21 protein-coding genes and 1 riboswitch are annotated in these 26941 nt (G+C 66.4%); of the genes, 9 read left to right on the forward strand and 12 right to left on the reverse strand.

What is annotated here, in order from left to right; all coding sequences use genetic code 11:
- Positions 1-391 precede the first annotated feature (391 nt).
- Both LG3211_RS25425 and LG3211_RS25430 read left to right on the forward strand, forming a co-directional pair.
- Positions 392-706 (forward strand): hypothetical protein, encoded by a 315-nt coding sequence (locus LG3211_RS25425; RefSeq protein ID WP_148648750.1) that lies wholly within the window; start codon positions 392-394, stop codon positions 704-706.
- Positions 707-1029: 323 nt separating this feature from the next.
- Positions 1030-1260, forward strand: a complete 231-nt coding sequence (locus LG3211_RS25430) for a hypothetical protein (RefSeq protein ID WP_148648751.1) — start codon at positions 1030-1032, stop codon at positions 1258-1260.
- A 251-nt stretch (positions 1261-1511) separates the two neighbouring features.
- On the opposite strand, the gene ahcY is transcribed toward LG3211_RS25430, so the two are convergent.
- On the reverse strand, positions 1512-2957 hold the full coding sequence (gene ahcY / locus LG3211_RS04810) for an adenosylhomocysteinase (RefSeq protein WP_057941828.1): 1446 nt from the start codon (positions 2955-2957) through the stop codon (positions 1512-1514).
- Positions 2958-3033: 76 nt separating this feature from the next.
- Positions 3034-3110: riboswitch (S-adenosyl-L-homocysteine riboswitch) on the reverse strand.
- Between the two features lie 320 nt (positions 3111-3430).
- On the opposite strand from ahcY, the gene LG3211_RS04815 reads away from it, so the two are divergent.
- Entirely contained in the window at positions 3431-6013 is a 2583-nt protein-coding gene (locus tag LG3211_RS04815) for an alpha/beta hydrolase family protein (protein ID WP_057941829.1), read from the forward strand.
- 67 nt (positions 6014-6080) lie between these two features.
- Here the strand turns inward: LG3211_RS04815 and LG3211_RS26735 are convergent, their stop codons facing one another.
- On the reverse strand, positions 6081-6455 hold the full coding sequence (locus LG3211_RS26735) for a DUF3955 domain-containing protein (protein WP_222837577.1): 375 nt from the start codon (positions 6453-6455) through the stop codon (positions 6081-6083).
- A gap of 307 nt (positions 6456-6762) precedes the next feature.
- On the opposite strand from LG3211_RS26735, the gene LG3211_RS04825 reads away from it, so the two are divergent.
- Entirely contained in the window at positions 6763-8445 is a 1683-nt protein-coding gene (locus LG3211_RS04825; protein WP_057941830.1) for a LysM peptidoglycan-binding domain-containing protein, read from the forward strand.
- 159 nt (positions 8446-8604) lie between these two features.
- Entirely contained in the window at positions 8605-9573 is a 969-nt protein-coding gene (locus tag LG3211_RS04830; protein ID WP_057941831.1) for an XVIPCD domain-containing protein, read from the forward strand.
- Between the two features lie 106 nt (positions 9574-9679).
- Here the strand turns inward: LG3211_RS04830 and metK are convergent, their stop codons facing one another.
- Positions 9680-10903, reverse strand: a complete 1224-nt coding sequence (metK, locus tag LG3211_RS04835; RefSeq protein WP_057941832.1) for a methionine adenosyltransferase — start codon at positions 10901-10903, stop codon at positions 9680-9682.
- 338 nt (positions 10904-11241) lie between these two features.
- On the opposite strand from metK, the gene olsF reads away from it, so the two are divergent.
- Both olsF and LG3211_RS04845 read left to right on the forward strand, forming a co-directional pair.
- Entirely contained in the window at positions 11242-12984 is a 1743-nt protein-coding gene (olsF, locus tag LG3211_RS04840) for a bifunctional ornithine lipid synthase OlsF (RefSeq protein ID WP_187313182.1), read from the forward strand.
- Between the two features lie 24 nt (positions 12985-13008).
- The gene (locus tag LG3211_RS04845; protein WP_057941833.1) at positions 13009-13836 is read left to right on the forward strand and encodes a UDP-2,3-diacylglucosamine diphosphatase; all 828 of its coding nucleotides are present in this window, start codon (positions 13009-13011) and stop codon (positions 13834-13836) included.
- 298 nt (positions 13837-14134) lie between these two features.
- Here LG3211_RS04845 and LG3211_RS04850 read toward each other — a convergent pair whose 3' ends face one another.
- A complete protein-coding gene (locus LG3211_RS04850) occupies positions 14135-14836 on the reverse strand; it encodes an aspartate/glutamate racemase family protein (RefSeq protein WP_057941834.1) in 702 nt (233 codons plus the stop codon).
- Between the two features lie 221 nt (positions 14837-15057).
- Between LG3211_RS04850 and LG3211_RS04855 the strand changes: the two genes are divergently transcribed.
- The gene (locus LG3211_RS04855; RefSeq protein ID WP_057941835.1) at positions 15058-16149 is read left to right on the forward strand and encodes a metal-dependent hydrolase; all 1092 of its coding nucleotides are present in this window, start codon (positions 15058-15060) and stop codon (positions 16147-16149) included.
- Positions 16150-16357: 208 nt separating this feature from the next.
- Positions 16358-16846 carry a PEGA domain-containing protein gene (locus tag LG3211_RS04860; protein ID WP_083512317.1) on the forward strand — a complete coding sequence of 163 codons (489 nt, stop codon included), beginning with the start codon at positions 16358-16360 and terminating at the stop codon, positions 16844-16846.
- A gap of 30 nt (positions 16847-16876) precedes the next feature.
- On the opposite strand, the gene dusB is transcribed toward LG3211_RS04860, so the two are convergent.
- The 8 genes from dusB to LG3211_RS04900 form a co-directional block, all read right to left on the reverse strand.
- The gene (dusB, locus tag LG3211_RS04865) at positions 16877-17875 is read right to left on the reverse strand and encodes a tRNA dihydrouridine synthase DusB (protein ID WP_057941836.1); all 999 of its coding nucleotides are present in this window, start codon (positions 17873-17875) and stop codon (positions 16877-16879) included.
- A gap of 159 nt (positions 17876-18034) precedes the next feature.
- Positions 18035-18379: a YegP family protein gene (locus LG3211_RS04870; protein WP_248844382.1), complete on the reverse strand. Its 345-nt coding sequence runs from the start codon at positions 18377-18379 to the stop codon at positions 18035-18037.
- Positions 18380-18583: 204 nt separating this feature from the next.
- Positions 18584-19693 carry a PepSY-associated TM helix domain-containing protein gene (locus tag LG3211_RS04875; RefSeq protein WP_057941837.1) on the reverse strand — a complete coding sequence of 370 codons (1110 nt, stop codon included), beginning with the start codon at positions 19691-19693 and terminating at the stop codon, positions 18584-18586.
- Between the two features lie 27 nt (positions 19694-19720).
- The gene (locus tag LG3211_RS04880; protein ID WP_057941838.1) at positions 19721-21841 is read right to left on the reverse strand and encodes a TonB-dependent receptor; all 2121 of its coding nucleotides are present in this window, start codon (positions 21839-21841) and stop codon (positions 19721-19723) included.
- A 320-nt stretch (positions 21842-22161) separates the two neighbouring features.
- Positions 22162-23139, reverse strand: coding sequence for a ribokinase (locus LG3211_RS04885; protein ID WP_057941839.1), 978 nt, complete (start codon positions 23137-23139; stop codon positions 22162-22164).
- Between the two features lie 6 nt (positions 23140-23145).
- Positions 23146-24444 carry a NupC/NupG family nucleoside CNT transporter gene (locus tag LG3211_RS04890; RefSeq protein WP_057941840.1) on the reverse strand — a complete coding sequence of 433 codons (1299 nt, stop codon included), beginning with the start codon at positions 24442-24444 and terminating at the stop codon, positions 23146-23148.
- A gap of 236 nt (positions 24445-24680) precedes the next feature.
- Positions 24681-25820 (reverse strand): GGDEF domain-containing protein, encoded by a 1140-nt coding sequence (locus LG3211_RS04895; protein ID WP_057941841.1) that lies wholly within the window; start codon positions 25818-25820, stop codon positions 24681-24683.
- Between the two features lie 135 nt (positions 25821-25955).
- The gene (locus LG3211_RS04900) at positions 25956-26546 is read right to left on the reverse strand and encodes a TMEM165/GDT1 family protein (RefSeq protein ID WP_057941842.1); all 591 of its coding nucleotides are present in this window, start codon (positions 26544-26546) and stop codon (positions 25956-25958) included.
- Between the last annotated feature and the right edge of the window lie 395 nt (positions 26547-26941).

Consider the following 26941-nt stretch of genomic DNA (forward strand, 5'->3'; position numbering starts at 1 on the left):
TGGGAAATGGCCCCGGCAACGGGGCCTTTCTTTTTGCAGCGATCTTTACTCGTTCACCCCAACCAGCGGGAGGCCTCCACCCCTGCAGGTTGCCGACTGAAAGCGCCAGCGCGAATATCCACGAGTGACTGCGCGATGCCGGTCGTTTTATTGAGCTGATACGCGATCTCGTCTTGCGCATCCAAAACGAGAGGGGCGGCTTCAGCGTGATGCTCCGGATACTCTCGGAAAAATACTTAATATAGAACTCGGGCGCGAATACTGGTATTGTCGAGCTGCTTCAGCCTGCAAAGAACAATCAGGATGCTTGCGGTTGTGGCCCGGCATCAGTCATCGAGTCAATATTAAATTGTATACGAGGCTTGAATTTATGAAGATAATTCGAAGTCAAATGGCACTGATTATTTTCCTGGTCATCGCACTCACAATGTTTTCTGTGCATGGCCAAGAGAAGTCCAGGGCACTGGAAGCGGCCAGCGTGGCGCGCACGAAATTCATATCCGATCTTGGAAAGCTAAAAAAGACTGACTGGGAGTGGCAAGAGTACATTTCTAATGCTGATAACTATAATATTGGAATCAGCGAAAACAAGGGGAACTATGTCGTTGTTTTTTCCCCAAGGGAAAAAGGAATACGCGGCGGAGTTTATGAGTACTGGATTAGAAGAAGCGACTTGAAGGTCGTAAGGTTTCGTGGCTACGAGTAGAAAGATAAGATGTGCTCATTACAAAATCGGCGCGCCGCGCCTAATGACTCTCATAATGTGATCCCGCTCCTATTGCCTTTTAGGGGCAATGCTATTTCCTCAAAAACAGCCGCTGACCGTATTGAGAAGGCGACTAGAAAATGTACAAGACGCGGATTTTTCTTGTTGGATTTCTGGTGTTTTGCTGCCTTACTCCTTGCATCGCAGCTGATTCGTTATCATGCGACGACGACTCGAGTCATGGCATTCGGCGAGAACTCCTCGCCGACCGCAGGACAGCTGACTTGTATCGAGCGTCCTTGTCAGGCGATAAGGCCGCCCCATTGAAACTGGCATCCGAAATTGCCAAATCCAGGCCTGACTTTGTTATCTGCATCAATCGTCTAGGTGCTGAAAATGGTGATTCGGTGTCGCAGTACAACTACGCAACGCGGTTGTTTGAAATCACGGATGAAGCCGCACAATTAAGAGGCATGTACTGGCTAAAGAAAGCCGCTGCAGCTAATTTAGAAGTTGCAAAATCTTTACTGGCATCTAAGCAGCGATCGAAGTAGTAGTCGAATGGTCTCGGTAATGAACTGACCCCTTAGGGCTGGAGAGTTGGACGGACAATTAAGGCGTTGAGGGCTGGGCTCGCTCCCAACGACACGAGCAAGGTTGCGACCTACACGCCATACGACGAGTCTGGCCATTGGATTGGTGACTACGACAGCACCGGTGCAGTCGTTCAACAAGCCGTTCAAAAAAACGGGCGCCCGAAGGCGCCCGTCCGTTATCGCACTAACCCGCCCGACGGCGGAACCGATCAGTAGCGGTAATGATCCGGCTTGTACGGACCGTCCACCGACACGCCCAGGTACTTGGCCTGGTCGTCGGTCAGGGTGGTCAGCTTCACGCCGATCTTTTCCAGGTGCAGGCGCGCGACTTCTTCGTCGAGCTTCTTCGGCAGGATGTAGACCTTGGCCTCGTAGCTGTCCTTGTTCGCCCACAGGTCGATCTGCGCGAGCGTCTGGTTGGAGAACGAGTTCGACATCACGAAGCTCGGGTGGCCGGTGGCGCAGCCCAGGTTCACCAGGCGGCCTTCGGCCAGCAGGAAGATCGAGTTGCCGTTGGCGAAGGTGTACTTGTCGACCTGCGGCTTGATGTTGAGGTGCTTGGCGCCGGACGCCACCAGCGCATCGACCTGGATCTCGTTGTCGAAGTGGCCGATGTTGCAGACGATGGCCTGATCCTTCATGCCCTGCATGTGGGCCAGGGTCAGCACGTCCTTGTTGCCGGTGGTGGTGACGTAGATGTCGCCGCGGCCGAGGGTGCTTTCCACCGTGTTGACTTCGAAGCCTTCCATCGCCGCCTGCAGGGCGTTGATCGGGTCGATCTCGGTGACCACGACGCGGGCGCCGTAAGCGCGCAGCGAGTGGGCCGAGCCCTTGCCGACGTCGCCGTAACCGCACACCACAGCGACCTTGCCGGCCAGCATCACGTCCATCGCGCGCTTGAGGCCGTCGGCCAGCGATTCGCGGCAGCCGTAGAGGTTGTCGAACTTCGACTTGGTGACCGAGTCGTTGACGTTGATTGCCGGGACCAGCAGGCCGCCGGCTTCGGCCAGCTGATACAGACGGTGCACGCCGGTGGTGGTTTCTTCCGAGACGCCCTTCCAGTCGCGCACGACGGTGTGCCAGAAGCCCGGACGCTCGGCATGCACGCGCTTGAGCAGGTTCTTGATCACCTGTTCTTCGTGGTTGCCCGACGGGGTGTTGACCCAGCCGTCGCCGTTTTCGAGCTCATAGCCCTTGTGGATCAGCAGGGTGACGTCGCCGCCGTCGTCCACGACCAGCTGCGGACCGAGGTGCTTGTCGCTGCCGTTGCCCGGGAAGGTCAGCGCTTCCAGGGTGCAGTCCCAATACTCTTCCAGCGACTCGCCCTTCCAGGCGAACACCGGGGTGCCGCTGGCGGCGATCGCCGCGGCGGCGTGGTCCTGGGTCGAGAAGATGTTGCACGAGGCCCAGCGCACGTCGGCGCCGAGGTCGCGCAGGGTCTCGATCAGGACCGCGGTCTGAATGGTCATGTGCAACGAGCCGGTCACGCGCACGCCCTTGAGCGACTGGGCGACGGCGTACTTCTTGCGGATCGACATCAGGCCCGGCATTTCGTGCTCGGCGATGTCGATTTCCTTGCGGCCCCAATCGGCCAGGGAAATGTCGGCGACCTTGTAATCGCCTTCGGTCGAGAAGGTCTTGGGTACTGCGTTCATTGGGAGGAGCTCCAGTTCTTTGGGGAGCCGGCGGGATGCCGGGTCCGGCGAGCCTCGGCGGGGAACACCGATGGACTCAAACCGGGCGCCGTTGGGACCTGCACCTCGCCGAGCCTGGCCGTGGCGTTCACGGTCGCAGCGCCCCTCGGCGGGTTGAGCGGACAGTATATCGCGGCGCCCGTGGCGGTCGCACGACACGGGCCGCGCCGGCGCGCTGAATCCGCCCGGGAAGCCCGCGCCGGGCCGCCCTTCGCACGCGCCAAGGCCCGCGCCGGCAATGGCTTTGCACGGTCTGCCGGCACGGGCGCATCCACTGCCGCCGGGCCTGCGGGCGGCCCCAATGGCATACGCCGGCGGTCGCGGCCGCGGGCTAAGCTCGGGCGGGCGCTGCGCACGCCCAGCAGCGCCCGGCGGCCGCGCCGGCCGCCGGGCGGGGCCGCAGCCGACGTTCATTCTTTGAGGATCGCATCGACATGAAATCCAACGCGCGACGTTCCGGCCGCGACGGCCTGCTTCCGCCCAGCCGCCGCCGCAGCGGCCTGCTGCTGAGCCTGCTGGCGCCGGCCCTGGCGCTGGCGCTGCTGACGCCGGATGCGTCCGCGCGCACCGCCAAGCCTGCCGCCGCGCCCGCGCCGCAGGCGATGGCCGACGGCTACCAATTGCCGCCCAAGCCGCTGCAGGCCATCGTCGATGCGCCGCGTCCGCCGACGATGTTCCTCAGCCCGCGCCGCGACACCGTGGCGATGGTGCAAACGCCGTCGCTGCCGGGCATCGCCGTGGTCGCGCAGCCCGAACTCAAGCTCGCCGGCCTGCGCATCCACCCGCGCGTGCACGCGCAAAGCCGCTTCAGCTTCGGCGCCGGACTGAGCCTGCTCGATGTCGACAGCGGCAAGCGCCTGGAGATCGAAGGATTGCCCTCGCCGCTATCGCTGGCGACCCTGCAGTGGTCGCCCGATCAACGCTGGATCGCCTTCAACCGCGTCGATGCCGCCAGCGGTGCCAACGAGTTGTGGCTGGTCGAGCGCGAAACCCGCCACGCCCGCAAGCTGGTGTCCGGACTCAACACCGTCGTCGGCAACGGCTACGCCTGGATGCCCGACAGCCGCCGCCTGCTGATCCAGTTGCAACCGCAGGAGCAGGGCGAGCCGCCCGCCGGCGACGCCGCTCCGACCGGCCCGGCCGCGCAGGAAACCCAGGCCAGCCAGACCGTGCGCCAGATCCGCACCTACCAGGATCTGCTGCGCAACGAAAACGATGCGCGCGTGTTCGAGTACTACCTGCGTTCGCAGTTGGCCACCGTCGATCTGACCGGTCAGGTCGCCAAGGCCGGATTGCCCGCGTTGTACACCGAAGCCGCGCCGTCGCCGGACGGCCGCCACGTGCTGGCGATCAAACTGGAGCGCCCGTTCTCGTACCAGGTGCCGGCGTCGATGTTCGCCCACCGCATCGAAGTGCTGAGCCCCGACGGCAAGTTCGAACACGAAATCGCCCGCGTGCCCTTGATCGACGGCTTGCCCACCGGCAACGATGCGGTGCCGGTCGGCGTGCGCGACATCGACTGGCGCAGCGACGCGCCGGCGACCCTGGTCTGGGCCGAAGCCCAGGACGGCGGCGATCCGTCGCGCGCGGCCGACGTCCGCGACGCGGTGTTGATGCAGGCCGCGCCGTTCGAAAATCCGCCGCAGACCATCGCGCGCCTGAGCTCGCGCTTCGAACGCGCGCGCTGGAGCGACGGCGATCTGGCGCTGGTCGACGAGTTCTGGTGGAAGACGCGCAAGACCAAGCAGTGGCGGATCGCTCCGGATCACGGCGACCGCGAGCCGGAGCTGGTGTTCGAAGGCTCCAGCGAAGACCGCTACAACGCGCCGGGCGACCCGCTGATGCAGCGTGACGCGAACGGCTTCGAGCGCCTGCTGCGATCGGCCGACGGCGCCAGCCTGTACTACGCCGGCGACGGCGCATCGAGCCAGGGCGATCGCCCGTTCGTCGATCGCCTGAATCTGGCCGACAAGCAGAAAACCCGCTTGTTCCACTCGCAGGCGCCGTACTACGAAAAGCCGTTGATGCTGATCGACGACGCCGGCACGCGCCTGCTGACGATGCGCGAGTCGCCGACCGAACCGGCCAACCTCAACCTGCGCGATCTGAGCCAGGCCGACGCCAAGCCGCGCGCGCTGACTCAGTTCCCGCATCCGACCCCGCAGCTGCGCGATATCAAGAAAGAGCAGATCCGCTACAAGCGCAGCGACGGCGTCGAGCTGACCGCCAACCTGTACCTGCCGCCCAACTACGACGCCAAGCGCGACGGCCCGCTGCCGATGCTGATGTACGCGTATCCGGCCGAATTCAAATCCGCCGACGCGGCCAGCCAGGTCACCGGCTCGCCTTATCGCTTCAACGCGGTGAGTTACTGGGGGCCGCTGCCGTATCTGGCGATGGGTTATGCCGTGCTCGACAACCCGTCGATGCCGATCGTCGGCGAAGGCGATCGCGAGCCCAACGACACCTACATCCAGCAGCTCACCGCCGACGCGCAGGCGGCGATCGACGAAGTGGTGCGCCGCGGCGTCGCCGACCGTAACCGCATCGCCATCGGCGGCCATTCCTACGGTGCGTTCATGACCGCCAACCTGCTCGCGCACACGCGCCTGTTCAAGGCCGGCATCGCCCGCAGCGGCGCCTACAACCGCACGCTGACGCCGTTCGGCTTCCAGTCCGAGGAACGCAACTACTGGCAGGCGCAGACCACCTACGAGGCGATGTCGCCGTTCAACTTCGCCAACCAGATCAAGGACCCGCTGCTGCTGATTCACGGCGAGCAGGACAACAACTCCGGCACCTTCCCGATCCAGAGCGAGCGCCTGTTCGCCGCGATCAAGGGCCTGGGCGGCAAGGCCCGGCTGGTGATGCTGCCCAACGAAGCCCACGCCTATCGCGCGCGCGAATCGATCATGCAGTTGCTGGCCGAGACCAACCGTTGGCTGGATCTGTATGTGAAGAACGCCAAGCCGGAAGCGCCGGCCCCGGCCAGGAGCGCATCGCCCGCGGCGAAATAATCCTGATGGCCGCGCAGCGCGTTCGCGCTGCGCGGCCGAGACGGCTATCGGCGAGCCTCGCGCCGCGTCAACGCGCCTGCCGCCGCGGCGCGCGCAGCAGCGTGCGCAAGCCGGCGAGGATCGCGAGCAGCGCGCCTGCGAAGATCAGCAGCCAACCGATCGGCAGCAGAGCGAAGGGCTCGTGCAGGAAGCCTTGTTCGTCGATGGTCGAGCCGATCGAACCGAACGCGAGCAAACAGCCGCCGCCCAATGCGAGCAGCGCGAGCGACAGCGTGGACAGCGAAAATAAACGGATCATTGCGGGTTCCTGCGAGTGGGGACGTCGGATCGCGGCGAGGTCGGTGCGCAATGCGGCGACATCGGCATCGCGATGCCTCGCAGGTTGGGCGGCGCTTGTGGGCTGGGGATGAAGCCAGAGTGAGGCGAAGCGGCGTTGGTTCATGCGCGTCGCAGCGGCGCGACCAATTCGTAACGGCGGGACGACGGGCCCGCGGCACCGACATAGCGGGAGAGCAAGGCCGTCATCGAACGGCGATGACGCCTTATCGACTCAGCCGCGAACAAAAAACAGCTTTCGTGACTGTTTTTTTACAGCGATGTTGCTCTCGCGAAACGAATCGAACATTCGCAACTGTGACGTCGCACCTGAGATTCGAATTATGACAGCCACGACCTAGGGCCGCTCCCAGGTTTGACGATGGGCCGCGCTTCCTAGACTGCGCGCAACTCATCCCCCCGAGGCTTTTCCTATGAACATGCCCGCAATCGATGGCGGCGGCGGTCCGGTCTATCAGCCGCAGACGCAGCCGAGCACGTACAAAGTCGGTTACAACGAAACCGTCGCCGAGATCGCGGACAAGTTCGGCATCACGCCGCAGGCGCTGCGCGAGGCCAATCCGCAGCTGTTCAGCGACAAGGCGCGGCGCGACGAAGCCAGGATGATCGGCCAGACCGATCCGATCTTCCACGGCGACGACCTCAATATTCCGGCCGCGCCGCAGAGCGTCACGCACGATCCGATGTCGAGCCCGTACAAGGCGACCCACGGCGCGCCGACCAGCGAGTACAGCGCCGGCAACGCCAACGGCAACATCACCTGGAATCCGGGCGCGGGCAGCGTCAAGCTCACCGGCAAGCTCGAACACACGCCCGCCGGGCAAGACGGCAACAAGGTCCAGTTCAAGGTGAAAGCCGAGGGCGAACTGGCCATGTCGATCGCGAACAAGAACGGCAACACCGAGATCCAGGTCACCGGCGCCGAGGTCACCTTGCTCAACGCCAAGGGCGGCGTCGGCGGCAAGAACGCGATCGAAGGCGAGGCCAGCAGCGGCGAAGGTTTCCGTGCCCGCTACAAGGTGATCCTGCCCGGCGAAAACCAGAACCCGGCTACAGCCGCGACGATCAACCCGTTCGATCCGACCACGATCCCGAAGGGCGCGACGGTGATCATGGACGGGCAGGATTATCAGCAGACCGAACTGGCCGGTTCCTTCCGCCACATCGGCTTCGAAACCAAGATCAAGGACGGCGAGGGCGTGAGCTACTCGGTGACCAAGGTCGATGACACCCATGTGCAGGTGATGAGCGGGCCGAACAAAGCCTTCGAGGCCTTCAACGGCGCGGGCTTGCGCTTCGACAAGGGCTCGGTGATGCTCGGCCGCCAGGACAATCTGGGCGAGTCGAACGTGCGCACCGCGACGTTCGATCTGGCCAATCCCGACGGTCAGGCCGCCTATGCGCATTTCAACGCCACCGGCGAAGTCGCGCACCAGACGCCGGGCGTGAGCGATGTGGCCTCGATCGAACGCTTCGACTTCTCCTCGCAGGGCCGCCTGCAAGCCAAGATCAAGCCGTTCGGCAGCGCCGAGTTCAAGGCCGACATCGCGCTGAACTCGCCCAACACCGGCACCTTCACCCAGACCACCTACCCCGACGGCTCGGTGGCGCTGACCAGTCAGGTCAAGTACGGCGACAACGTGCCGCTCAACCTCACCCAGCGTTTCGATGCGCAGGGCACCGAGATCCTGTCCGAGCGCACCTACGAGTTTACCGTCAACACCGGCGGCGCCAACGGCGCCAACGTAGCCAAGATGCTCAACTGGGCCGCCAGCGGCGGCGCCAGTCAGGACGGCGCGATCCACGCCAACCAGACCGTCAAGCTGACCTTCACCGAAGCGCAGATGAGCGCCCTGAACCGCCAGGCCGACAAGGCCGGCGACACGCTCGGCGGCATGAGCCAGCCTTCGCTGATGGCGCACGACTACGACGGCAACTCGGTCAGCAACTATCAGTTCTCGGTGTCGATGGCGCGCAACCTCAACCAGAACGACTACGGCTTCGCCAAGGGCCTGTTCGAGATTTCCGACGGCGCCGACGGCAATATCGCGAAGCGCAATTACGAGCGCATCGATATGGACGTGAAGACCTCCTGAGCGATCGGTTTCGCTCACCCGGGCTCGCCGCCGCTCGCGCGGTGAAGGAAAAAGGCCGCTGCTGCGGCCTTTTTCCGTGTTGGTGTTGAGGCTCGCGAATCGTCGCCGGATTACAGGCGCGATCGCGTTGCGAATTCCACTTCAACACACGAGGGCAGGATGACCAACAAGGTCAAGGTCGGCATAGACGAATGGTTGGCGGGCGATGCGGGTCGGGTCAGCCTGATGACCGATGGTTTGAACGGTTGTGTCGCGGTGGCGCTGGCGGGCAACGGCAAGGTCGCGCTGTCGCACGTGTCTTCGGACTGCGACAGCGAAGAGCAATGGGCGAAGTACAAGCCCAAGCTCGACAGCGCGCTGGAGGCCTCGGGCCTGGGCACGTTGAGCGGACAGTCGGCGGTGTTGGTCTGCAAGCAGGGCGGCGACGCGACCGGTAAGGAAGCGTTCTTGCCCGGCAAGCTCAAGGCTTGGCTCGAGAGCAAGGGCATGAATGTGGAGGTTCACCAGGACGCAGGTTGTTCCATCGCCGCGGCCGGCTGCGGCTTGAAGAAGTACGCGAACGGCGACGACTATAGCTACGGCTATCAGAACTCGATGACGCCGGGCGTGGAGTTGTCGCACGACGGTCGTTTGATCAGCCCCATGCCCGCTGGCGAAAAGAAACCGTTGCCGGTGGACCTCGCCTACCGTGGCGCCAATCTGGACGCCGCGCCTACCGCCGAGCGGGCCGCGCATCCGCAGCACGCGTTGTACGAGCAGATACTCAGCAAGATTCCGCCCGAACGGGTCAATGAAGAAAGCGCGGAAGACCTGAAGTATTCCGAACACGCCCGCAACCTGGCCGCGGCGCTGACGGTGGAATGCGTGCGCAATGGAATCGGTTCGGTGGATCGCCTGGCGTTTTCGGGCGAAGGCGCCTACACCCGGGCCTTCGCCGTCAACGGCAGCGCCGAGCGGCCCGAGCTGATGCGCCAGGTCAGCGTCGATCTGAACGCTACCTTGGACAAATCGATGGCCGCGCTGAGCGGCGAAGCCCTCCGGCTGCATAACGAGCGGGTGCAGCAGGCCGCGCAGACGCCGACGCTCACACCGACCGTGGAGGTGGCGACCTCGAGCAAGACGATGTAGGCGGACGAACGCTGTCGGGCGGGCGCGATATCGCATCGCGCGCCCCGCAAAAGAAAACGGAGCGCCGAAGCGCTCCGTTTTCGTCGATCGGGCAGAGCCGGGCGGCTTACTTCTTCAGCCCGGCATCCTTGCGCAGCTCGTCGGCCTTGTCGGTCTTTTCCCACGAGAACGCGGTCGCCGTGTGCTTCTTGCCGGCGGCGTCGACGTAGCTGACTTCCTTCGGCTTGCGGCCGAAGTGGCCGTAGGCGGCGGTCAGCTGGTACACCGGGTGGATCAGGTCGAGCATCTTCACGATGCCGTACGGGCGCAGGTCGAAGTGCTTGCGGATCAGCTTCTCGATCTTGTCGTCGCTGATCTTGCCGGTGCCGAAGGTGGTGACCGAGATCGAGGTCGGCTCGGCCACGCCGATGGCGTAGGAGACCTGCACTTCGCACTTGTCGGCCAGGCCCGCGGCGACGATGTTCTTGGCCACGTAGCGCGCGGCGTAAGCGGCCGAACGATCGACCTTGGACGGATCCTTGCCCGAGAACGCGCCGCCGCCGTGACGGGCCATGCCGCCGTAGCTGTCGACGATGATCTTGCGGCCGGTCAGGCCGCAGTCGCCGACCGGGCCGCCGATCACGAAGATGCCGGTCGGGTTGATGTGCACCTTGTTCTTGGGCAGCTTGTCCAGCCACGCCTTGGGCAGCACCGGCTTGAGGATGTGCTCGTACACGCCCTCGACCAGATCCTTCTGCTTGATGCCCGGATCGTGCTGGGTGGACAGAACCACCGCGTCGAGGCCGGCGACCTTGTGCTCGGCGTCGTAGCGCAGGGTGACCTGCGACTTCGCGTCCGGACGCAGCCAGGGCAGCTTGGAGTTCTTCTGCTTGCGGATCTTGGCCTGCTGCTCGACCAGGCGGTGCGAGTAGTAGATCGGCGCCGGCATGTATTCCGGCGCTTCGTTGCAGGCGTAGCCGAACATCAGGCCCTGGTCGCCCGCGCCTTGTTCTTCCGGCTTCTTGCGATCCACGCCGGCGGCGATGTCCGGCGACTGCTTGCCGAGCATGTTGATGATCGCGCAGGTGTGGCCGTCGAAGCCGACGTTGGAATTGTTGTAGCCGATCTCGTTGATGACCTTGCGGGCCAGGCCTTCGATATCGACCCACGCGCTGGTGGTCACTTCGCCGGCGACGATGGCCGCGCCGGTCTTGACCAAGGTTTCGCAGGCCACGCGCGCGCGCTTGTCCTGGGCCAGGATGGCGTCGAGGACGGCGTCGGAAATCTGGTCGGCGATCTTGTCCGGATGGCCTTCGGATACGGACTCGGAAGTGAACAGGTAGCTGGACATCGGTCGAATATCCTTCGATTCGGATAAAAAGATGGCCGCCTATGATACAGGCTCGGCCGGGAGCGCGCATTGTGCCGTGCCTCGGGGTTGTCCGGGCGTTAAGCGGTCCCTGAACGCCTGACCGGATTGGGCCTTTGGGGGGAGGCTGGATGCGGTGGCGCATGGGAAGCTGTCCGGGCATGCCAGGAAGGCGCGTCGATTGGCGTTTTTGTCCTTCCAGGCTGCGTTGTTCAGGCCGGGTCAGGGCTGTCATGGGACTGACCCGAAACCGCCATGTGGCTGTCGCCGCGCCCGCTCAGGCTGCGCGGCATACCGCCGCCCTTGATGCGACGACACCGATGCTGCACTTCGAACGCCGACTGGAAGAACGCTTCCCCCAATGGTTCCGTGGTCGCCGGGCCGTGCTGACCCGACCCTTGATCCGGACCATCGGGCGTTGGTCGAAATTCGACCACATCGACCAATTCCTGGCCGAGACCACCCACCTCAAGGATTTCGCCTTCGTCAGCGCCTCGCTGGACTTCGTCCAGGCGCGTTACCTGGTGGAGCCGGCCGAGCTGCAGCGCATTCCGCGCAGCGGCCGGCTGCTGATCGTGGCCAATCATCCCTCCGGCGCGGTCGATGCGCTGGCCCTGCTCGACGCGGTCGGGCAGGTGCGCCGCGACGTCAAGATCGTCGCCAACGATCTGCTGCTGGCGCTGGACGGGCTGCAGGGCCTGCTGCTGCCGGTGCGCATCCTCGGCGGCCGGCCCAGCGCCGAGAGCCTGCACGCCATCGAGGCGGCGCTCAACGAAGAACAATGCGTGATCGTGTTCCCGGCCGGCGAAGTCGCCCGCCTGGGCCTGCGCGGGGTCACCGACGGGCGCTGGCAGCGCGGCTTCCTGCGCTTCGCCCGCCGCACCGATGCGCCGGTGCTGCCGGTGCGGATCGAGGCGCGCAATTCGGCGCTGTTCTACGGCGCCTCGGCCCTGTTCAAGCCGGTCGGCACGGCCTTGCTGGCGCGCGAGATGTTCGCCCGCCGCGCGCGCCGCATCGCCCTGCGCATCGGCCGCCCGCTGCATCTGCCGGCCGACGGCAACCCCAACCAGTTGCTGCGCGAGGTGCGCTCGGAGCTGCATGCGATCGGCACGCCGCGCGAGCGCGCCGCGCCGGTCGGGCCCGAGCCGCTGATCGACCCGGTCGATCCGGTCCAGGTCCGCGCCGGCGTGGAGGCCATGGAATCGTTGGGCCAGACCACCGACGGCAAGCAGATCCGGGTCGGCACCCTGCGCCCGGGCGCGCCGCTGCTGCGCGAGATCGGCCGCCTGCGCGAGCTGACTTTCCGCGCGGTCGGCGAGGGCACCGGCCAGCGCCTGGACGTGGACATCTACGACAGCTGGTACGAGCACATCGTGCTGTGGGACGAGGCCGAGCAGAAGATCGCCGGCGCCTACCGCATCGCCCGCGGCAACCGCGTGCTGGCCGAGCGCGGCCTGGCCGGGCTCTACACCGCGTCCTTGTTCCGCTACGCCGACGACGCGGTGCCGCGCCTGGCCCAGGGCATGGAACTGGGCCGCAGCTTCGTCGCGCCGGAATACTGGAACAGCCGCAGCATCGATTATCTGTGGCAGGGCATCGGCGCCTATCTGCTGCGCAATCAGGGCGTGCGTTATCTGTTCGGGCCGGTGTCGATCAGCGCCGCGCTGCCGCCGGACGCGCGCGAGCAGATCGTCGCCTACTACGCGCGCTACTACGGCAACCTGGATTCGGAAGCGTTCTCCAAGCAGCCGTTCGTGTATCGCGCCGCGCCGCCGAAGTTCGACGAACTCGACGCCGCCACCGCGTTCCGCGTGCTCAAGAACAATCTCGATGCGCTCGGCACCAGCGTGCCGATGCTCTACAAGCAGTACACCGACCTGTGCGAACCCGGCGGTGCGCGCTTCCTCGCCTTCGGCGTGGATCCGGCGTTCAGCGACGCGGTCGATGGCCTGATCGAAGTGGACCTGCAGTTGCTGCGCCCGAAGAAGCGCGAGCGCTATCTCAGCGCCGCCTCGCAGCGCGCCGAAGCCAACGCGCAATCGGACGCCGCCGTAGACACCTGACCCCGCCGCCAACGAGAACGTGTCATGAGTCCTGCCTCGATCACTCAGTTAACGGTACGTCGTCGAGCAGTATTCGTTTCGGATGTGCATTTGGGGTCCAAGCATTGCCACGCTGCGGAGTTTGCTGATTTTCTGCAGAATCTGCGTTGCGATCGCTTGTATTTGGTCGGCGACATCGTCGATCTGTGGTGGATGGCGCAGCGGCGCGCGGCCTGGGGCGCGGCGCAGTACCGGGTGGTCGAGGCGCTGCACGCGCTGGTCCGCGCCGGTACCGAGTTGATCTACGTGCCGGGCAACCACGACCGCTCGGTGCGCCGCTTCTGCGGCCTGGTGCTGCCGCGCATGCAGGTGCGCCGGCGCGCGATCCACCTCACCGCCGACGGCCGCCGCCTGCTGGTCACCCACGGCGACGACTACGACACCGTGACCCAGTTCGGCGGCATGCAGGAGAAGTTCGGCGACTGGCTGTACGACCGCATCCTCACCAGCAACCAGCTGACCAACCGGGTGCGCCGCCGTTTCGGCTTGCGCTACTGGTCGCTGGCCGATTTCCTGAAACGCCAGAGCGGCGCGGCCGAGCGCTACATCTCGCGTTTCGTCCAGGCCGGCTTGAGCGATGCGAAGCAGCGCGGCCTGGACGGCATCGTCTGCGGCCATATCCACCGCGCGGCGCTGTTCGAACGCGACGGGTGCGTGTACGCCAACGATGGCGACTGGGTCGAAAGCCTGACGGCGCTGGCGGAAGATCCCGATGGCACCTTGCGCCTTCTGGCGCATACCGGCGAGACCTTGGCGATGCTGCCGGCGCGGCCGTTGCGGATGGCGGCGGCGGAGTTGCCGCATGCGGCTTGAGTGGGTTGGCTAAGGCGTTGCGGCTGAGCTAAGCGGGACCTGGACGTCTTCAAGTCTTCAGCGCCATCTCTCCAGGCCGTCATTCCCGCGAAGGCGGGAATCCAGTGCCTTTCGTGCGAGAGCGTTTGAAGTCACTGGATTCCCGCCTTCGCGGGAATGACGGCCTGGGGAGGGCCGCGGTTTTCTGGACGACGTGAAACTCAGGCGAGGCACCGAACCGCTTCGCACCACGCCACACCAGATCGCATCGAACCGCACCGATCAGTGGCCTGCAACCACCCCGCACCCCGCACCCCACTCAACCGCCCCCAATCGCCCGCCGCAACGCCGCCCTGGCCAGCAACCGCGTCGAATCCAGCGTAGGCAGCGACGAATTCGCATCGTCGATGATCAACGGAATCTCGGTGCACCCAAGCACCACCGCATCGCAGCCCTGCGCCTTCAGGCCGTCGATCGCCTGCTGGAAGTACGCCACCGTCTCCGGCTTGAACTCGCCGTACACCAGTTCGTCCATGATCAGCCGCCCGATCCGCTCGCGCTGCTCCGCCGGCGGCCGCACGAATTCCAGGCCGCGCGCGCCGAGCTTGTCCGGATACACCGCGCTGTCGACCAGCCATTGCGTGCCGGTGAGGCCGATGCGGCGAAACCCGCGCTCCACCGCCGCCTGCGCTACCACTTCGGCGATATGCAGCCACGGCAGCGGCGAGCGCGGCAGCACGTAGTCCATGGCCTGATGAATGGTGTTGTCCGGACAGATCAGGAACTGCGCGCCGGCCGCGGCGAGCTTGCGCGCCGAAGACAGCATCAACTCGCCGACGCCGTCGATATCGCCGCGATCCAGGCACACCACGTAGTCGGCCAGCGAATGCGTATGCAGCGCGATCTGCGGATGCGCATGCGGCCCGAGCAGACGCGCGCCTTCGCTGCAGATGGTCCGATAACACAAGGCGGCGCCTTCGGCCGAACAGGCGACGATGCCGATGGAAGCGGGATCGGACATGGGGGCTCCTGAAAGTGGGAACGTGGATTCGCGTGCACGGCCATTTTGCCGAAATCCTTCGTGGGAGGCGGCACAAGTCGCGACCGCGGGGGCTCGTTTACGCGGCCGCTGCGATGTCGCTGTCGCGGCTTGCGCCGTTCCGACACGAAGGAAATCAAGGGAATCGCCGCGAAAAACGAAAAACAAACGCCCGTTTCGAGCCGCCCCGGTAGCATTCGCGGATGGATTCACTGACCCAGATCGTGCTCGGCGCCGCGCTGAGCGCCGCCATCGCCCCTGCCGGACATCGCCGCGCGGCCCTGCTCGCGGGGGCGGCGCTGGGCACCTTGCCCGATCTCGACGTCATCCCCGTCAACCTGCTGACCGACGATCCGGTCGCGCGCATGACCTGGCATCGCAGCCTCAGCCATTCGCTGCTGGTGCTGCCGTTCGTGGCCTGGGCGATCTGGGGCTGGTGCCGCGCGCGCGGCGGGCGTGTCGCGCAATCGCCGACGCGCTGGTTCTGGGCGATGCAGGCGGCGCTGCTGACGCATCCGGTGCTCGACGCGTTCACCGTCTACGGCACCCAGTTGCTGTGGCCGTTGCCGCTCAAGCCGGTGATGTGGTCGAGCATCTTCATCATCGATCCGCTGTACACGGTGTGGTTGCTGATCGCCTGCATCTGGGCCTGGTTCGCGCGCGAGCGCCGCTCGGCGCAGCCGGCGCTGGTGCTCGGGCTGGCCTTGAGCTCGCTGTACATGGGCGGCTCGCTGTGGGCCAAGCACCGGGTAGAGCACGACGCCGAACAGGCGCTGGCCAGGCTGGGCCTGGAGAACGCGCCGCGTTTCTCCACGCCGATGCCGTTCAACACCTTGTTGTGGCGGGTGGTGGCGATGACGCCGGGCGGCTTCGTCGAGGGCGAGCGTTCTCTGGTCGCCGATCGCGGGCCGATGCAGTTCCGCGTCTATGCCTCCGACGCGCCGGCCTACAGCCAGGTCAGCGGATATCCCGCCGTGCACCGGTTGCAGTGGTTCAACCACGGCTTCATGAAAGCCGAAGAACAGGGCGGGCGCCTGCTGCTCAGCGATCTGCGCATGGGCGCGGAACCCGACTACAGCTTCCGCTTCGCTGTGGCCGAGCGCGACGGCGAATCCTGGCGCGAGATCGAGCCGGAGCAACTGCAGTGGCCCTGGGAAGCGGCGGACAAGCTGCCGGCGATGTGGACGCGGATCTGGAGCGAGCCGGCGATCGCCGCCGATACCGCCATGGACGCGCATCGGCTGCAGCATGCGACCGCGATGCGCGCGCCGGCTCACAGCGATGCGTTGAAGTGAGCTGAGCCGCGTTGTTCAGCGCCTCGTTCGGCCGTTCGGATCGGGCACGGCCTGCATGCATCCGCCTAGCGGCTCGTGCTATCGGCGGGGATTCAAAATTGCATAATCCGAACGCTGCGGCATTGCGCGCGCAAACAGGCTATGGCCTGATGCCTGCGCAGCGGCGGGGCGTCGCGGCAACGCACGTCAGAGACTTCCGAGGTACACCATGCATCACCTTCTGCACCGGCTCGCGCTGGCCGCGATCCTGGTCGCGGCGCTGGCCGGCGGCGGTTGCGCGACCTTCGCGCGCGGCTCCACCCAGGCCCTGACCATCGACAGCCTGCCGGGTGGGGCGACCGTGTCGCTGTCCAACGGCGAGCGCTGCTCGACGCCGTGCACGCTCAAACTCAAGCGCAAGCATCCTGTGGCGGTGGAGCTGTGCAAGCCCGGTTACCGGCAGGCGACGGCGCAGGTGCGCAGCAAAGTGGGCAGCGGCGGCGCGGCCGGGCTGGCCGGCAATCTGCTGATCGGCGGATTGGTCGGTGCTGGCGTTGACGCGGCCACCGGCGCGGCCAAGGATCTGAATCCCAACGTGGTCGCCGTGTTGTTGCTCGAAGAGGCGCCCGGCTGCAGGGTGCCGCAGTTTCCGGCTGTGCCCGAGCACGGGCAGACGCCGGACGAGTACGCCAAAGAGAAGAGCAAGCACAAGAAATAAGCGAGGGCGCCCAAGGCCGCCGCTCGCAACTCAGGCCGCGGCCGACAGCTCCGGCGTCACCCCGGCGACCAGCGCGTCGAAGTAATCGCGCGTCAATCGCAGTTGCAATTCCGCCGAATCGGCGCGATTGACCACCGCGCGGAACGCCGCGTTCTCGGGGCGATCCTTCGCGTACCAGCCCAGGTGCTTGCGCGCGATGCGCACGCCCGACAGTTCGCCGTAGAACGCGTGCAGATGCTGCAGGTGGCCCAGCAGGATGTCGCGCACCTCGCTCAGCGATGGCGGCGGCAGCTCTTCGCCGTGGGCCAGGAAATGCGCGATCTCGCGGAAAATCCACGGCCGGCCCTGCGCCGCGCGCCCGACCATGACCGCATCGCAACCGGTCTGGGCGAGCACGAAGGCGGCCTTGCGCGGGCCGTCCACGTCGCCGTTGGCGATCACCGGAATCGACAGTTGCGCCTTGATCGCGGCGATGGTGTCGTACTCGGCGGTGCCGGTGTATTGCTGGTCGCGGGTGCGGCCGTGCACCGCCAGCGCCTGGATGCCGGCGTCCTGGGCGATGCGGGCGATGAGGGGCGCGTTGCGCTGGTCGTGATCCCAGCCGGTGCGGATCTTCAAGGTGACCGGAACCTCGACCGCCTTGACCACCGCTTCCAGGATGCGCGCGACCAGGCCTTCGTCGCGCATCAGCGCCGAACCGGCCCAGGCATTGCAGACTTTCTTCGCCGGGCAGCCCATGTTGATGTCGATGATCTGCGCGCCGTGATCGACGTTGTAGCGCGCCGCGTCGGCCATGATCTGCGGCACCGTGCCGGCGATCTGCACGCTGACCGGGTCCGGCTCGCCGTCGTGGTCCATGCGGTGGCGCGACTTGGCCGTGCTCCAGAAGCGCGGATCGCTGGTGGTCATCTCCGATACGCACAGCCCGGCGCCCAGGCGCTTGCACAGCACCCGGAACGGCTTGTCGGTGACCCCGGCCATGGGCGCGAGGATCACGCGCGGGGCGAGGGAATAAGGGCCGATGCGCATGGCGGCATTGTAAGCCACGCCGCGGCGGGCGGTTTTCGGGCGACAGCAAGCCGGGCCCGGGCCGTATCCGCTCGGGTATTCAGATGTCGATCGGAACGCTGAGCCCCGAGGTATCGGACGGCGCGACCGCGGAACCCGTCCGCGGCCGCGCCGGCAAACTCAGCCGCCGCTCTTGTCTTCGACGGTAGCGCTCGGACCGTTCAGCTTCACCGACGCGATGCCGCCGTCGCGGGCCGCTTCGCTGTTGTACATCTCGCTGGTGCCGATGACCTGGTGGTTGGCGGCCTTGAGCACGAAGTAGGGCTTCTGGTTCGTTGAGGTCTTGCGCTCGTAGCGCGCGTCGTTCGGGCTGTTGGTGCGCACCGACTCGATGCCGTTCTCGCACGAGGCGTGGGTCGTGTAGCTCTCGCTGCTCAGAATGGTCTCGCCGTTGCCGGCCTTGAGCACAAAATGGAATTGCCCGTTGCCTTGCTTGCTGATGACGTACTTGCCGGCCATATTCATTCCCTCGTTGAACCGCGTTTAGCGGAGATGTGACTTCCGGTTACACGTGGAGAGAACGTATTCGTGAACCCGGACCGGCCTGCCGGGAATGTCGCGCCGATGAACGGGAAGGGGGGTGGCTGCGGCGGGGCTTCGGCGCGGACACCTTCTTACGAGATAGCCGGAATCGAGCCTGGAGCGTCTGGGCCCAGCCCCTGGTAACGATCAGCGCCCGCGGCGCCGCCGCCAGAACAAGAACCCGGTGACCAGCAGGAACCCCGGCAGCAGCCCGGTCAGCGCGATCAGCGTCTGCCAGGCGCTGCCGCCGACGAAACCGCCGTGCAGCGGATAGATCGCATCGAAGGCGCGCACGCCGCGATCCTGCGCGGTGGCGTCCAGCGTGCCGATCACATCGCCGCGATACGGGTCGATCCAGACCATGCTGCGTCCGACCGGATGCCATTCGCCGACCGCGCGCGCACGCAGTGCTATCAGGCCGCTGCCGGGTTTGGGCAGGCTGATGCGGCGCAACTGCGCGCCGGGCAGGCCGGCGCGCTTTGCTGTCGCCGCTTCGGCCGCGCGCAGCACGCCGCCCCAGTCGATCGGAGCGTCGCGCGCGGCGAGTTTCGGCGGCTTGGGAGCCGGCGTGCTGTCGCCGAACGCGGTGCTGAGCGCGCCGCGGGCGACATCGTCGTAGATCATCGACACGCCGGTCAGCACCGCGAGCAAGGTCAACGGCAGCAGCCACAGGCCGATGCCGCGATGCCAGCTGAACCAGCGCCGCGTCGGCGGCCCGCGATACCACTTCAGGCTGGCCGCCAGCGCCGACCAGCGCGGCCACCACAGATACAGGCCGCTGAGCAGCATGAACAAAGCGATGATGCCGACCACGCCGAGCACCGCCTCGCCGGTCTTGCCCGACAGCAGATGGATGTGCAGATCGCGCAGCCACAGGACCAGATCGTTGTCGGTATTGCGGGTCAGCAGCAACTCGCCGCTGGCCGGATCGAAATAGCGGCGTTCGTTATCCGGAAAATAGCCTTGCCAGACCGGAAACTGCGGCGAAGGCAGATCCAGCGAACTCATGCCCTGCGTTTGCCAATGGCCGACGATGCGGGCCAGCGCGCGGCTGCGTTGCTCCGGCGTGGTCGCAGCAGAGCGCTGCAATTGCGGGTACGCCCACAGCGCCAGCTCGCGCTGGAACGCCAGCACGGTGCCGGCCAGCGCGACGATCGCGAATACCGTGCCGGCGCTGAGTCCCAGCCACAGATGCAGCCATTTCAAGGCCGAGCGCAGGCACGGCTTGGGTCGTTGCGATGCCTGGCTCGCGCTCATGCTGGGCGATGGGTTCGTGTGGGCGGGTTAGAAGCGATGCGACCAGCTCGCGCTCAACACCCGGCCGCGGCCGGCGACATAGGTGTCGTTGCGCGGCGTGCTCTGCGAGTAGTAGGTCACGTACTGCTCGTCGAACAGGTTCTCCACCCCCACGCTCAACTGGCCCAGCGGCAGCTTGAAGCGCGCCTGCAGGTCCACGGTGGTGTAGCCGTCGGTGCTGGCCACGCGCACGCCCTTGAGGTCGAAATCGCGATCGAGCGCGCGGCTGCCTTGCAGGCGGGTGGAGACGGTGTCGCTCCAGGTCTGGTCCCAGAACGCGGTGATGCGGTCGGGGCTGATGTTGATGCCCGGCAGGTCGCTGTCGACGCGGTCGTCGCCGTCGCTGTCGTAGCGGCCGTTGGCTTGCGCGTAACCCAGGCCGACGCGGCCGGCACCTGCGAACTGAAAGGCGATGTTGCCCTCGATGCCGCGGATTTCGGTGCGTTCGCGCACGACGAAATAGCTTTGCGTGTTGCGGTCGAAAGCCAGGCGCGAGCCCAGGTCGGAATCCGACCAGTACCCGGCCAGATGCGCGAGCCAGCGGCCGTTGTCGAAGTCCACGCCGATTTCGCGGTTGTCCGACACCACCGGCGACAGATCCACCAGCTTGTCCACGCTCTGGTTCGGCGTGGTGATGCCGCGCAGCACGCGGCCGATGTCGGCCACCGTGTAGCCTTCCGAGTACGAGGCGTAGAACTTCAGCGCATCGGTGGCTTCGAACACGATGCCGTAATTGGGCAGGGTTTCGCGGGTCTTGGGCGAACCGCCGCGGACGAAGCGGCTGCCGCCGGCGTTGGCCGGAATGGTGGTGAAATCGCCGACTTTCAGCGTGCCGCGCTCATGCCGCAAGCCGCCGGTCAGCATGACCTTGTCGCTGATCCACCACTGCGCTTGCACGAACGGCGACCAGGATTCGTACTGCGTCTGCGGCACCCACTTGAGCTTGGCGACGACCAGTTCCTGATAGGTCTTGTCGCGGTTCCAGTCCAGGCCCAGGGTCACGCGCAGGCGCTGGTCGAACAGATTGTCGCGCGACCAGCTGAACTTGCCGCCGGTCTTTTCCGAGACATTCTGCGACTGGTCCCACCAGTGCAGGTCGCGGCCGTCGCGCCAGAAGTCTTCCCAATCGGTGGCGCCGTACAGGCCTTTGAAATCCACCCAGAACAACTGCGCGTTGAAGAAACCGCCGCCCAGCGCCTTGTCGGTGTAGTCCAGCACCAGCGAGGTCGAGCGGTTGCGCGCACCCTGGCCTTCGCGGCTGCCGCGCGCGGACGTCGCCAGCAGGCCGGTGCGGATGTCGCCGTTGACGGTGATGTAGTCGTTGTTGCCCTTGAGCTCGTAGCGATTGGCGGTGAGCTGCAGGCGGCGGCGATCGTCGATGTCCCAACCGGCCTTGGCGAACAGATTGTTGCTGCGCGCATCCATCAGGTCGCCCTGGATGTCGTTGACCGCGATGGCGTGGCCACGGCCGTCGTAGTACAGGCCTTCGCTGGCGTAGGAGACGCCGCCGACGAAGTCGAACGCGCCCTTGCGGGTGCCGAACAGATACGACGCGCGATAGCCGGCGCTGTCGCTGCGGTTGGGCAGCGCGGTGCTGGCGCCGATCGTTACGTCCTGGAAGGTTTCGCCGTCTTTGCGCGGCGCGCGCTTGGTGATGATGTTGATGATGCCGCCCGACGCGCCCAGGCCCTGCAGCGCGTTGGCGCCGTGGATGACTTCGATGCGTTCGATCATCGCCGGATCGACGGTATGGCCGTCGCGGCCGCCTTCGCGCAGGGGCGTGGATTGCGGCACGCCGTCCACCAGGTACAGCGGCTTGCGCCCGCGCAGGGTTTCGCCGCCGTTGGTGAGCTTCTGTCGCGAGGGCGAGAACGACGGGATCAGGTTGGCCAGCACCTGCGAGATGTCCTGCGTGACCGACAACTGCTGCTTGAGCTGCTCCTGGTCGATCACGGTGATCGTATTGGCCAGCGCCGCCTCCGAATTGGGCGCGCGGCTGGTGCTGGCCGAGACGGTGACGCGATCGATGTCCTTGGCCTCATCGGCATGGGCGATGGGCGCGGCGAGGGCGGCCAGCAGGGCGCTGGCGAGAAGCTGGGGGCGGGGCATGGAGAGGCGGGCCTGAAAACTGCGACAGGGTTGGCATGCTAATGCGAACCATTCTCAATTTAAAGGGCGGCCGGATGGGCGGCGGGGTTGGAGCGTGGTCCGGGGGCGGGGTGGAGCAGGGCTGGAGCGGTGCTTTCGCCGGTCGGCGGGGGGTTAGGGCGGCGCGATCGGAGCGAAAGGCATCGGGGCTGAAGCCCCTCCCACAAAAGACTTCGGGGCTGAAGCCTTTTCCACAAGAGGCTTCGAAGCTGGCGAGGTCTTTTGTGGGAGGGCCTTCAGGCCGATGCTTTTATCTCAGACGCGGTGAAGCGACACCGAACTCAGCCGAACCGCGCCTTGAGTTCGGCATCGCGCGGCATCGACGCCGCCGCACCCGCGCGTTCGGTGGACAGGCCGGCATACCGGTTGGCATAGGCGACATGCTCCGCGAACGCGGCATCGCCGCCGCGCGCCAGCGACGCGGCCAGTGCACCATTGAAGGCATCGCCCGCGCCGGTGGTATCGACTGCGCGCACCGCCGCGGCCGCGACCCGATAGCAGGCCTGCGCATCGCCGCGCAGCGCGCCGTCGGCATGCGAAACGAAACAGCCGGACTTGCCCAGAGTGATGACGACACTGCCGTGCGGCAGCAACCGCCGGCAATGCGCATGCAGTTCGGCGTCGGCCAAGCCCGCCAACGCATCCGGGTCCAGCCGCATATCCGCATGCCGCTGCAACTGTGCGCAGAACTCGGTTTCGTTCGGAGTGATCACATCGGCCAGCGCCCACAGCGCCCCGCTGGCGATGGCGTCGGCCGGCGCCGGATTGAGCACGGTCAATGCGCCCGCCGCGCGCGCCAGCGCGAATGCGGCTTCGGCTGATTCCACCGGCGTTTCCAGTTGGGTCAGCACCACCCGCGCCCGCGCCAGCGCCTGGCTGTGTTCGCCGACGAAGGCCGGCGAGAGTTCGGCATTGGCGCCCGGGCCGATCACGATGGTGTTGCGACCGTCGGCATCGACGTAGATGCCGGCGGTGCCGGTGGGCTCGTCGCTGCGCAGATCGCGCAGGTCGATGCCGTCGCCGGCGGCGAGCGCGCGCGCAAGCTGGCCGCCGGCGTCCTCGCCGAGCGCGCAGACGAAGCTGGTCGCCGCGCCCGCGCGTGCCGCCGCGGTGGCCTGATTGAAGCCCTTGCCGCCGGGCCCGGTGTGATAACGCCCGGCCAGGGTTTCGCCCGGACGCGGCAATGCGGGCAGCGCCCAGACGTGATCGACGTTGAACGAACCGACGACGACGACGCGGCCGGAATGCAGGTCGCTCATGCGAACTTATCCGGCGAAGTGAGTGAGCACGCCGGCGATGGTCGCGGTCATGAAGGTCGCGATCGAACCGCCCAGCACGGCGCGCAAACCGAACCGCGCCAGGTCCTGGCGACGTTCCGGAGCCAGTCCGCCGATGCCGCCGATCTGGATCGCGATCGAGCTGAAATTGGCGAAGCCGCACAGCGCGTAGGTCGCGATCAAACGGCCTTCGTCGCTGAGCGAAGCGCCGGCGACCTTGCCGTTCACGATATCGGCCAGATGCGTGTAGGCGACGAATTCGTTGAGCACGACCTTCTCGCCGATCAATCCGCCGACCAGCGTCGCGTCCTGCCACGGCGTGCCGATCACCCAGGCGATCGGCGCCAGCAGGTAGCCGAGCAGGGTGGACAGGTCGGTGGGCTTGCCGATCGCGGCGGCCAGGCCGGTCTGCTCGCCGACCCAGGTCAGCGGCGCGTTGACCAGCGCGATCAGGGCGATGAAGGCCAGCAGCATCGCGCCGATGTTCAGCGCCAGGCGCAAACCGTCGCCGGCGCCGGCGGCGGCCGCGTCGATGATGTTGGCGGTGTTCTTCTCGACTTCCATCTTGACCGTGCCGCGGGTCAGCGGCTCGCCGGTCTCGGGCACGAGGATTTTCGCGATCACCAGCGTCGCCGGCGCGGCCATGATCGAAGCGGCCAGCAGGTGCTTGGCGTAGAACGCCTGCGAGTCGGGATCGCCGGCGCCGAGCATGCCGACATAAGCCGCGAGCACGCCGCCGGCGATGTGGGCCATGCCGCCGATCATCATCGTGATCAGCTCGGATTCGGTCATTTTCGGAATGTAGGGGCGCACGGTCAGCGGCGCCTCGGTCTGGCCGATGAAGACGCTGGCGCAGACGCTGGTGGTCTCCGCGCCGGACACGCGCATGACCTTGGTGATCGCCCAGGCCATGCCGCGCACCACCGCCTGCATCACGCCCAGGTGGTAGAGCACGCCCATCAGGGCCGAGAAGAAGATGATCGTCGGCAGCACCTGGAAGGCGAAGATGAAGCCGAACTGCTTCACGTCCATCAGGCTGCCGAAGATGAAGCCCGAGCCCTTGCCGACGAATTCCAGCACATGCACGAAGCCCTTGCCGATCGCGTCGAACACATCCTTGCCGCCCGGCACCAGCAGCACCACGGCGGCGAAGGCGATCTGCAGGGTGATGCCGGTGGCGACCAGCTTCCAATCGACCGAGCGGCGCTGGACCGAGAACAACCACGCAATGCCTACGAGCACCGCCAAACCGAACAGGCCGAAGGCCACGCGCGAAATCGAATCCACTCCACTCTCCCCGGCGCCGGGGCACCGGCGGCTTTTTGACGTCTAATTAGTCGGCGCAGACTAGAGGCTGGCCGCCCCAGCGGCAAGCCGTGGCGCAGCGGGCGGCCTCAAGCGCAGCGCTGAAAAGACGCTGGAGGCGGTTTTTGTATGGAGCCGGACGGCGAGACGAGGCCCGCGCGGACGGCGGATCGGCGGGCTGCAGAGAGACGAAAGGCCCGATTGCAGGCCCGGATCGTTCAGATATCCCGCGCCACCACCCGGTTGCGCCCGGACTGCTTGGCCCGCTGCAGGCGCAGGTCGGCGCGGCGCAGCAGCCGCGACAGGTCGCCGCCTTCCTGCGGAAAAGTCACCAGCCCGGCGCTGAAGCTCAGCCACAGCGGCTCGGCGCCGCGGCCGGGCTCGAACGGGCGCTCGGCGACGGTGCGGCGGATCGCGTCGACCTCCTCGAAGGCGGTGCCCAGCGGTTTGCGCATCACCAGCAGGAATTCGCCGCCGCTCAGCCGCACCAGCCATTCGCTGGGCTCGGACTGCTCGCGCAGCACCGCGACCAGATGGCGCAGGCTGCGGTCGCCGAGGCGGTGGCCGTAGTCGTCGTTGATGCGCTTGAAGTGGTCCAGGTCGATCAGGGCCAGGGTCAGGCTGCCGCCGTCGCGGCGCACGGTGTCGAACAGGCGCGGGATGCGGTGGGTCAGCCAGGTCCGGTTCGGCAGCCGGGTCAGGCCGTCGGTGCCGGACATCTCGATCAACCGCTGCATGCGGTAGACGACCATCGAGGTCGCCACCGTCATCATCGCCAGCAGCACCAGGCGCTGGGTCTGGGTGCCCAGGGTGACCGCGCCGTAGTCGCTGGACATCAGGTCTTCGGGCGAGCCGGCCACGGCGAACACCCACACCACCAGCAGGCCGTATTCGACCAGCGCCAGCACGCCGGCGAACAAGGTCACCCGGCCGTCGCTGCGCAGCGCGGTCATCAGGATGGCGAGCAGATAGCCGCACCACACGATCAGGCTGTTGAGCCCGGCCGGCAGGTGCTGCACCGCCAGCGCCGCCAGCACCAGCGTGGTCGCCGACACGTCGAAGGCGGCGGTGGAGAAGGGCAGCCAGCGGTAACGGCGCTGACGCCGCGCCAGCGCCAGCCACAGCTGCGAGAACACGTTGACGAAGATCGCCCCGCCCAGGCCGATCATGGTTTCCTTGACGCTGCCGCCGCCGATCGCGTTGAACAACGGCAACAGCAGCAGCATCGCCGCCAGCACGGCGCGCAGGCGCGCGACCAGCAGTTCGCCGCCGGCGCCGATCTCCAGCATGATTTCATCCGGCCGCGACAGCAGCGCCACGATCACGCCGCGTATTCGACCGCCCACGCCTTGGTACATCCCGGTTCCCATCCCTGCGGCATGCCGCCGCGACGCGAGCATAGCGCGACAGCGCGGCCGTCCAGCGCTCCAATCCTCACCAAGGCGCCGGAATACGACGCCGGTCGCCGATGGCGGCGACCGGCGCGAGCCGCGTCAGCCGATCCCGCGCACCGCTACCCACAGCGCCAGCGCCGCGAACACCGCCGCGGCGACGTAGCGCGCGGTCTTCAGCGGCAGGCGGTCGGCGAAGCGGCTGCCGAGCAGGGCCACCGGCACGTTGGCCAGCAGCATGCCGACGGTGGTGCCGAAGATCACCGCCCACAGCGGCTCGTAGCGGGTCGCCAGCAGCACGGTCGCGACCTGGGTCTTGTCGCCGATCTCGGCGAAGAAGAACGCGATGGTGGTGGCGATGAAGGCGCCGCGCGCGGAGAACTGCGCGTCTTTCTCGTCGAGTTGATCGGGCTTGAGCGTCCACAGCGCGACCGCGAAGAAGCTCGCCGCGACCACCCAGCGCAGCACTTCGGGTTTGAGCCAATGCGCGACCAGCGTGCCGAACCAGGCGGCCAGCGCGTGATTGAGCAAGGTCGCCAGCAGGATGCCGGCGATAATCGGCACGGGCTTGCGGAAGCGCGCGGCCAGCAGCAAGGCCAGCAACTGGGTCTTGTCGCCGATTTCGGCGAGCGCGACGGTACCGGTGGAAACAGCGCTGGTGATGGCCCAGGCCGGAAGGAAGGACAGATCCATGACAAACCCGGGGTCGGGCATTCGCGTGGACGCGAAGGCGGACGCCGCGCGGCCCGACCCGGGTTTCGCGCAACGCCTGCCTTCGGTCTTGCCCGTGGTCGCTGGCGACGATCATGTTCCGGCGCTGGGCCTGGAATCGCGATCGCTCGCTGGCTGCCGCTCATGCGCCATGGCCGGTGGGCCAAGTGTGTTGACGCAGGTCCCCGCGAAACGAGCCGGTGTATCGGGCCGGTACGCGGGTGGGCTACTCCCCGGAGGAGGAAAGTGCGGCGATTGTAGCGGATCGGCCGGCGGACGCGGCAAATGAGAAGCTTTCGCCGTTGCGCGCAAAGCGCCGTGCGGCCGTCTCGCGTCGGTGTTTCTAGAGAGTCGTGCGGCCCCTGCGTGCGACGCGC

The organism is Lysobacter gummosus, assembly GCF_001442805.1.
GTDB lineage: Bacteria > Pseudomonadota > Gammaproteobacteria > Xanthomonadales > Xanthomonadaceae > Lysobacter > Lysobacter gummosus.

Coding starts and splice junctions, on each gene's coding strand:
- LG3211_RS04900 (WP_057941842.1), bottom strand. CDS start 26,546: ATGGATCTGTCCTTCCTTCCGGCCTGGGCCATCACCAGCGCTGTTTCC.
- LG3211_RS25425 (WP_148648750.1), top strand. CDS start 392: ATGGCACTGATTATTTTCCTGGTCATCGCACTCACAATGTTTTCTGTG.
- LG3211_RS04850 (WP_057941834.1), bottom strand. CDS start 14,836: ATGTCCGATCCCGCTTCCATCGGCATCGTCGCCTGTTCGGCCGAAGGC.
- LG3211_RS04895 (WP_057941841.1), bottom strand. CDS start 25,820: ATGTACCAAGGCGTGGGCGGTCGAATACGCGGCGTGATCGTGGCGCTG.
- dusB (WP_057941836.1), bottom strand. CDS start 17,875: ATGCGCATCGGCCCTTATTCCCTCGCCCCGCGCGTGATCCTCGCGCCC.
- LG3211_RS04885 (WP_057941839.1), bottom strand. CDS start 23,139: ATGAGCGACCTGCATTCCGGCCGCGTCGTCGTCGTCGGTTCGTTCAAC.
- ahcY (WP_057941828.1), bottom strand. CDS start 2,957: ATGAACGCAGTACCCAAGACCTTCTCGACCGAAGGCGATTACAAGGTC.
- LG3211_RS04860 (WP_083512317.1), top strand. CDS start 16,358: ATGCATCACCTTCTGCACCGGCTCGCGCTGGCCGCGATCCTGGTCGCG.
- LG3211_RS04875 (WP_057941837.1), bottom strand. CDS start 19,693: ATGAGCGCGAGCCAGGCATCGCAACGACCCAAGCCGTGCCTGCGCTCG.
- LG3211_RS04870 (WP_248844382.1), bottom strand. CDS start 18,379: ATGAATATGGCCGGCAAGTACGTCATCAGCAAGCAAGGCAACGGGCAA.
- LG3211_RS04880 (WP_057941838.1), bottom strand. CDS start 21,841: ATGCCCCGCCCCCAGCTTCTCGCCAGCGCCCTGCTGGCCGCCCTCGCC.
- olsF (WP_187313182.1), top strand. CDS start 11,242: ATGCTGCACTTCGAACGCCGACTGGAAGAACGCTTCCCCCAATGGTTC.
- LG3211_RS04825 (WP_057941830.1), top strand. CDS start 6,763: ATGAACATGCCCGCAATCGATGGCGGCGGCGGTCCGGTCTATCAGCCG.
- LG3211_RS04845 (WP_057941833.1), top strand. CDS start 13,009: ATGAGTCCTGCCTCGATCACTCAGTTAACGGTACGTCGTCGAGCAGTA.
- metK (WP_057941832.1), bottom strand. CDS start 10,903: ATGTCCAGCTACCTGTTCACTTCCGAGTCCGTATCCGAAGGCCATCCG.
- LG3211_RS04830 (WP_057941831.1), top strand. CDS start 8,605: ATGACCAACAAGGTCAAGGTCGGCATAGACGAATGGTTGGCGGGCGAT.
- LG3211_RS26735 (WP_222837577.1), bottom strand. CDS start 6,455: ATGAACCAACGCCGCTTCGCCTCACTCTGGCTTCATCCCCAGCCCACA.
- LG3211_RS04815 (WP_057941829.1), top strand. CDS start 3,431: ATGAAATCCAACGCGCGACGTTCCGGCCGCGACGGCCTGCTTCCGCCC.
- LG3211_RS04855 (WP_057941835.1), top strand. CDS start 15,058: ATGGATTCACTGACCCAGATCGTGCTCGGCGCCGCGCTGAGCGCCGCC.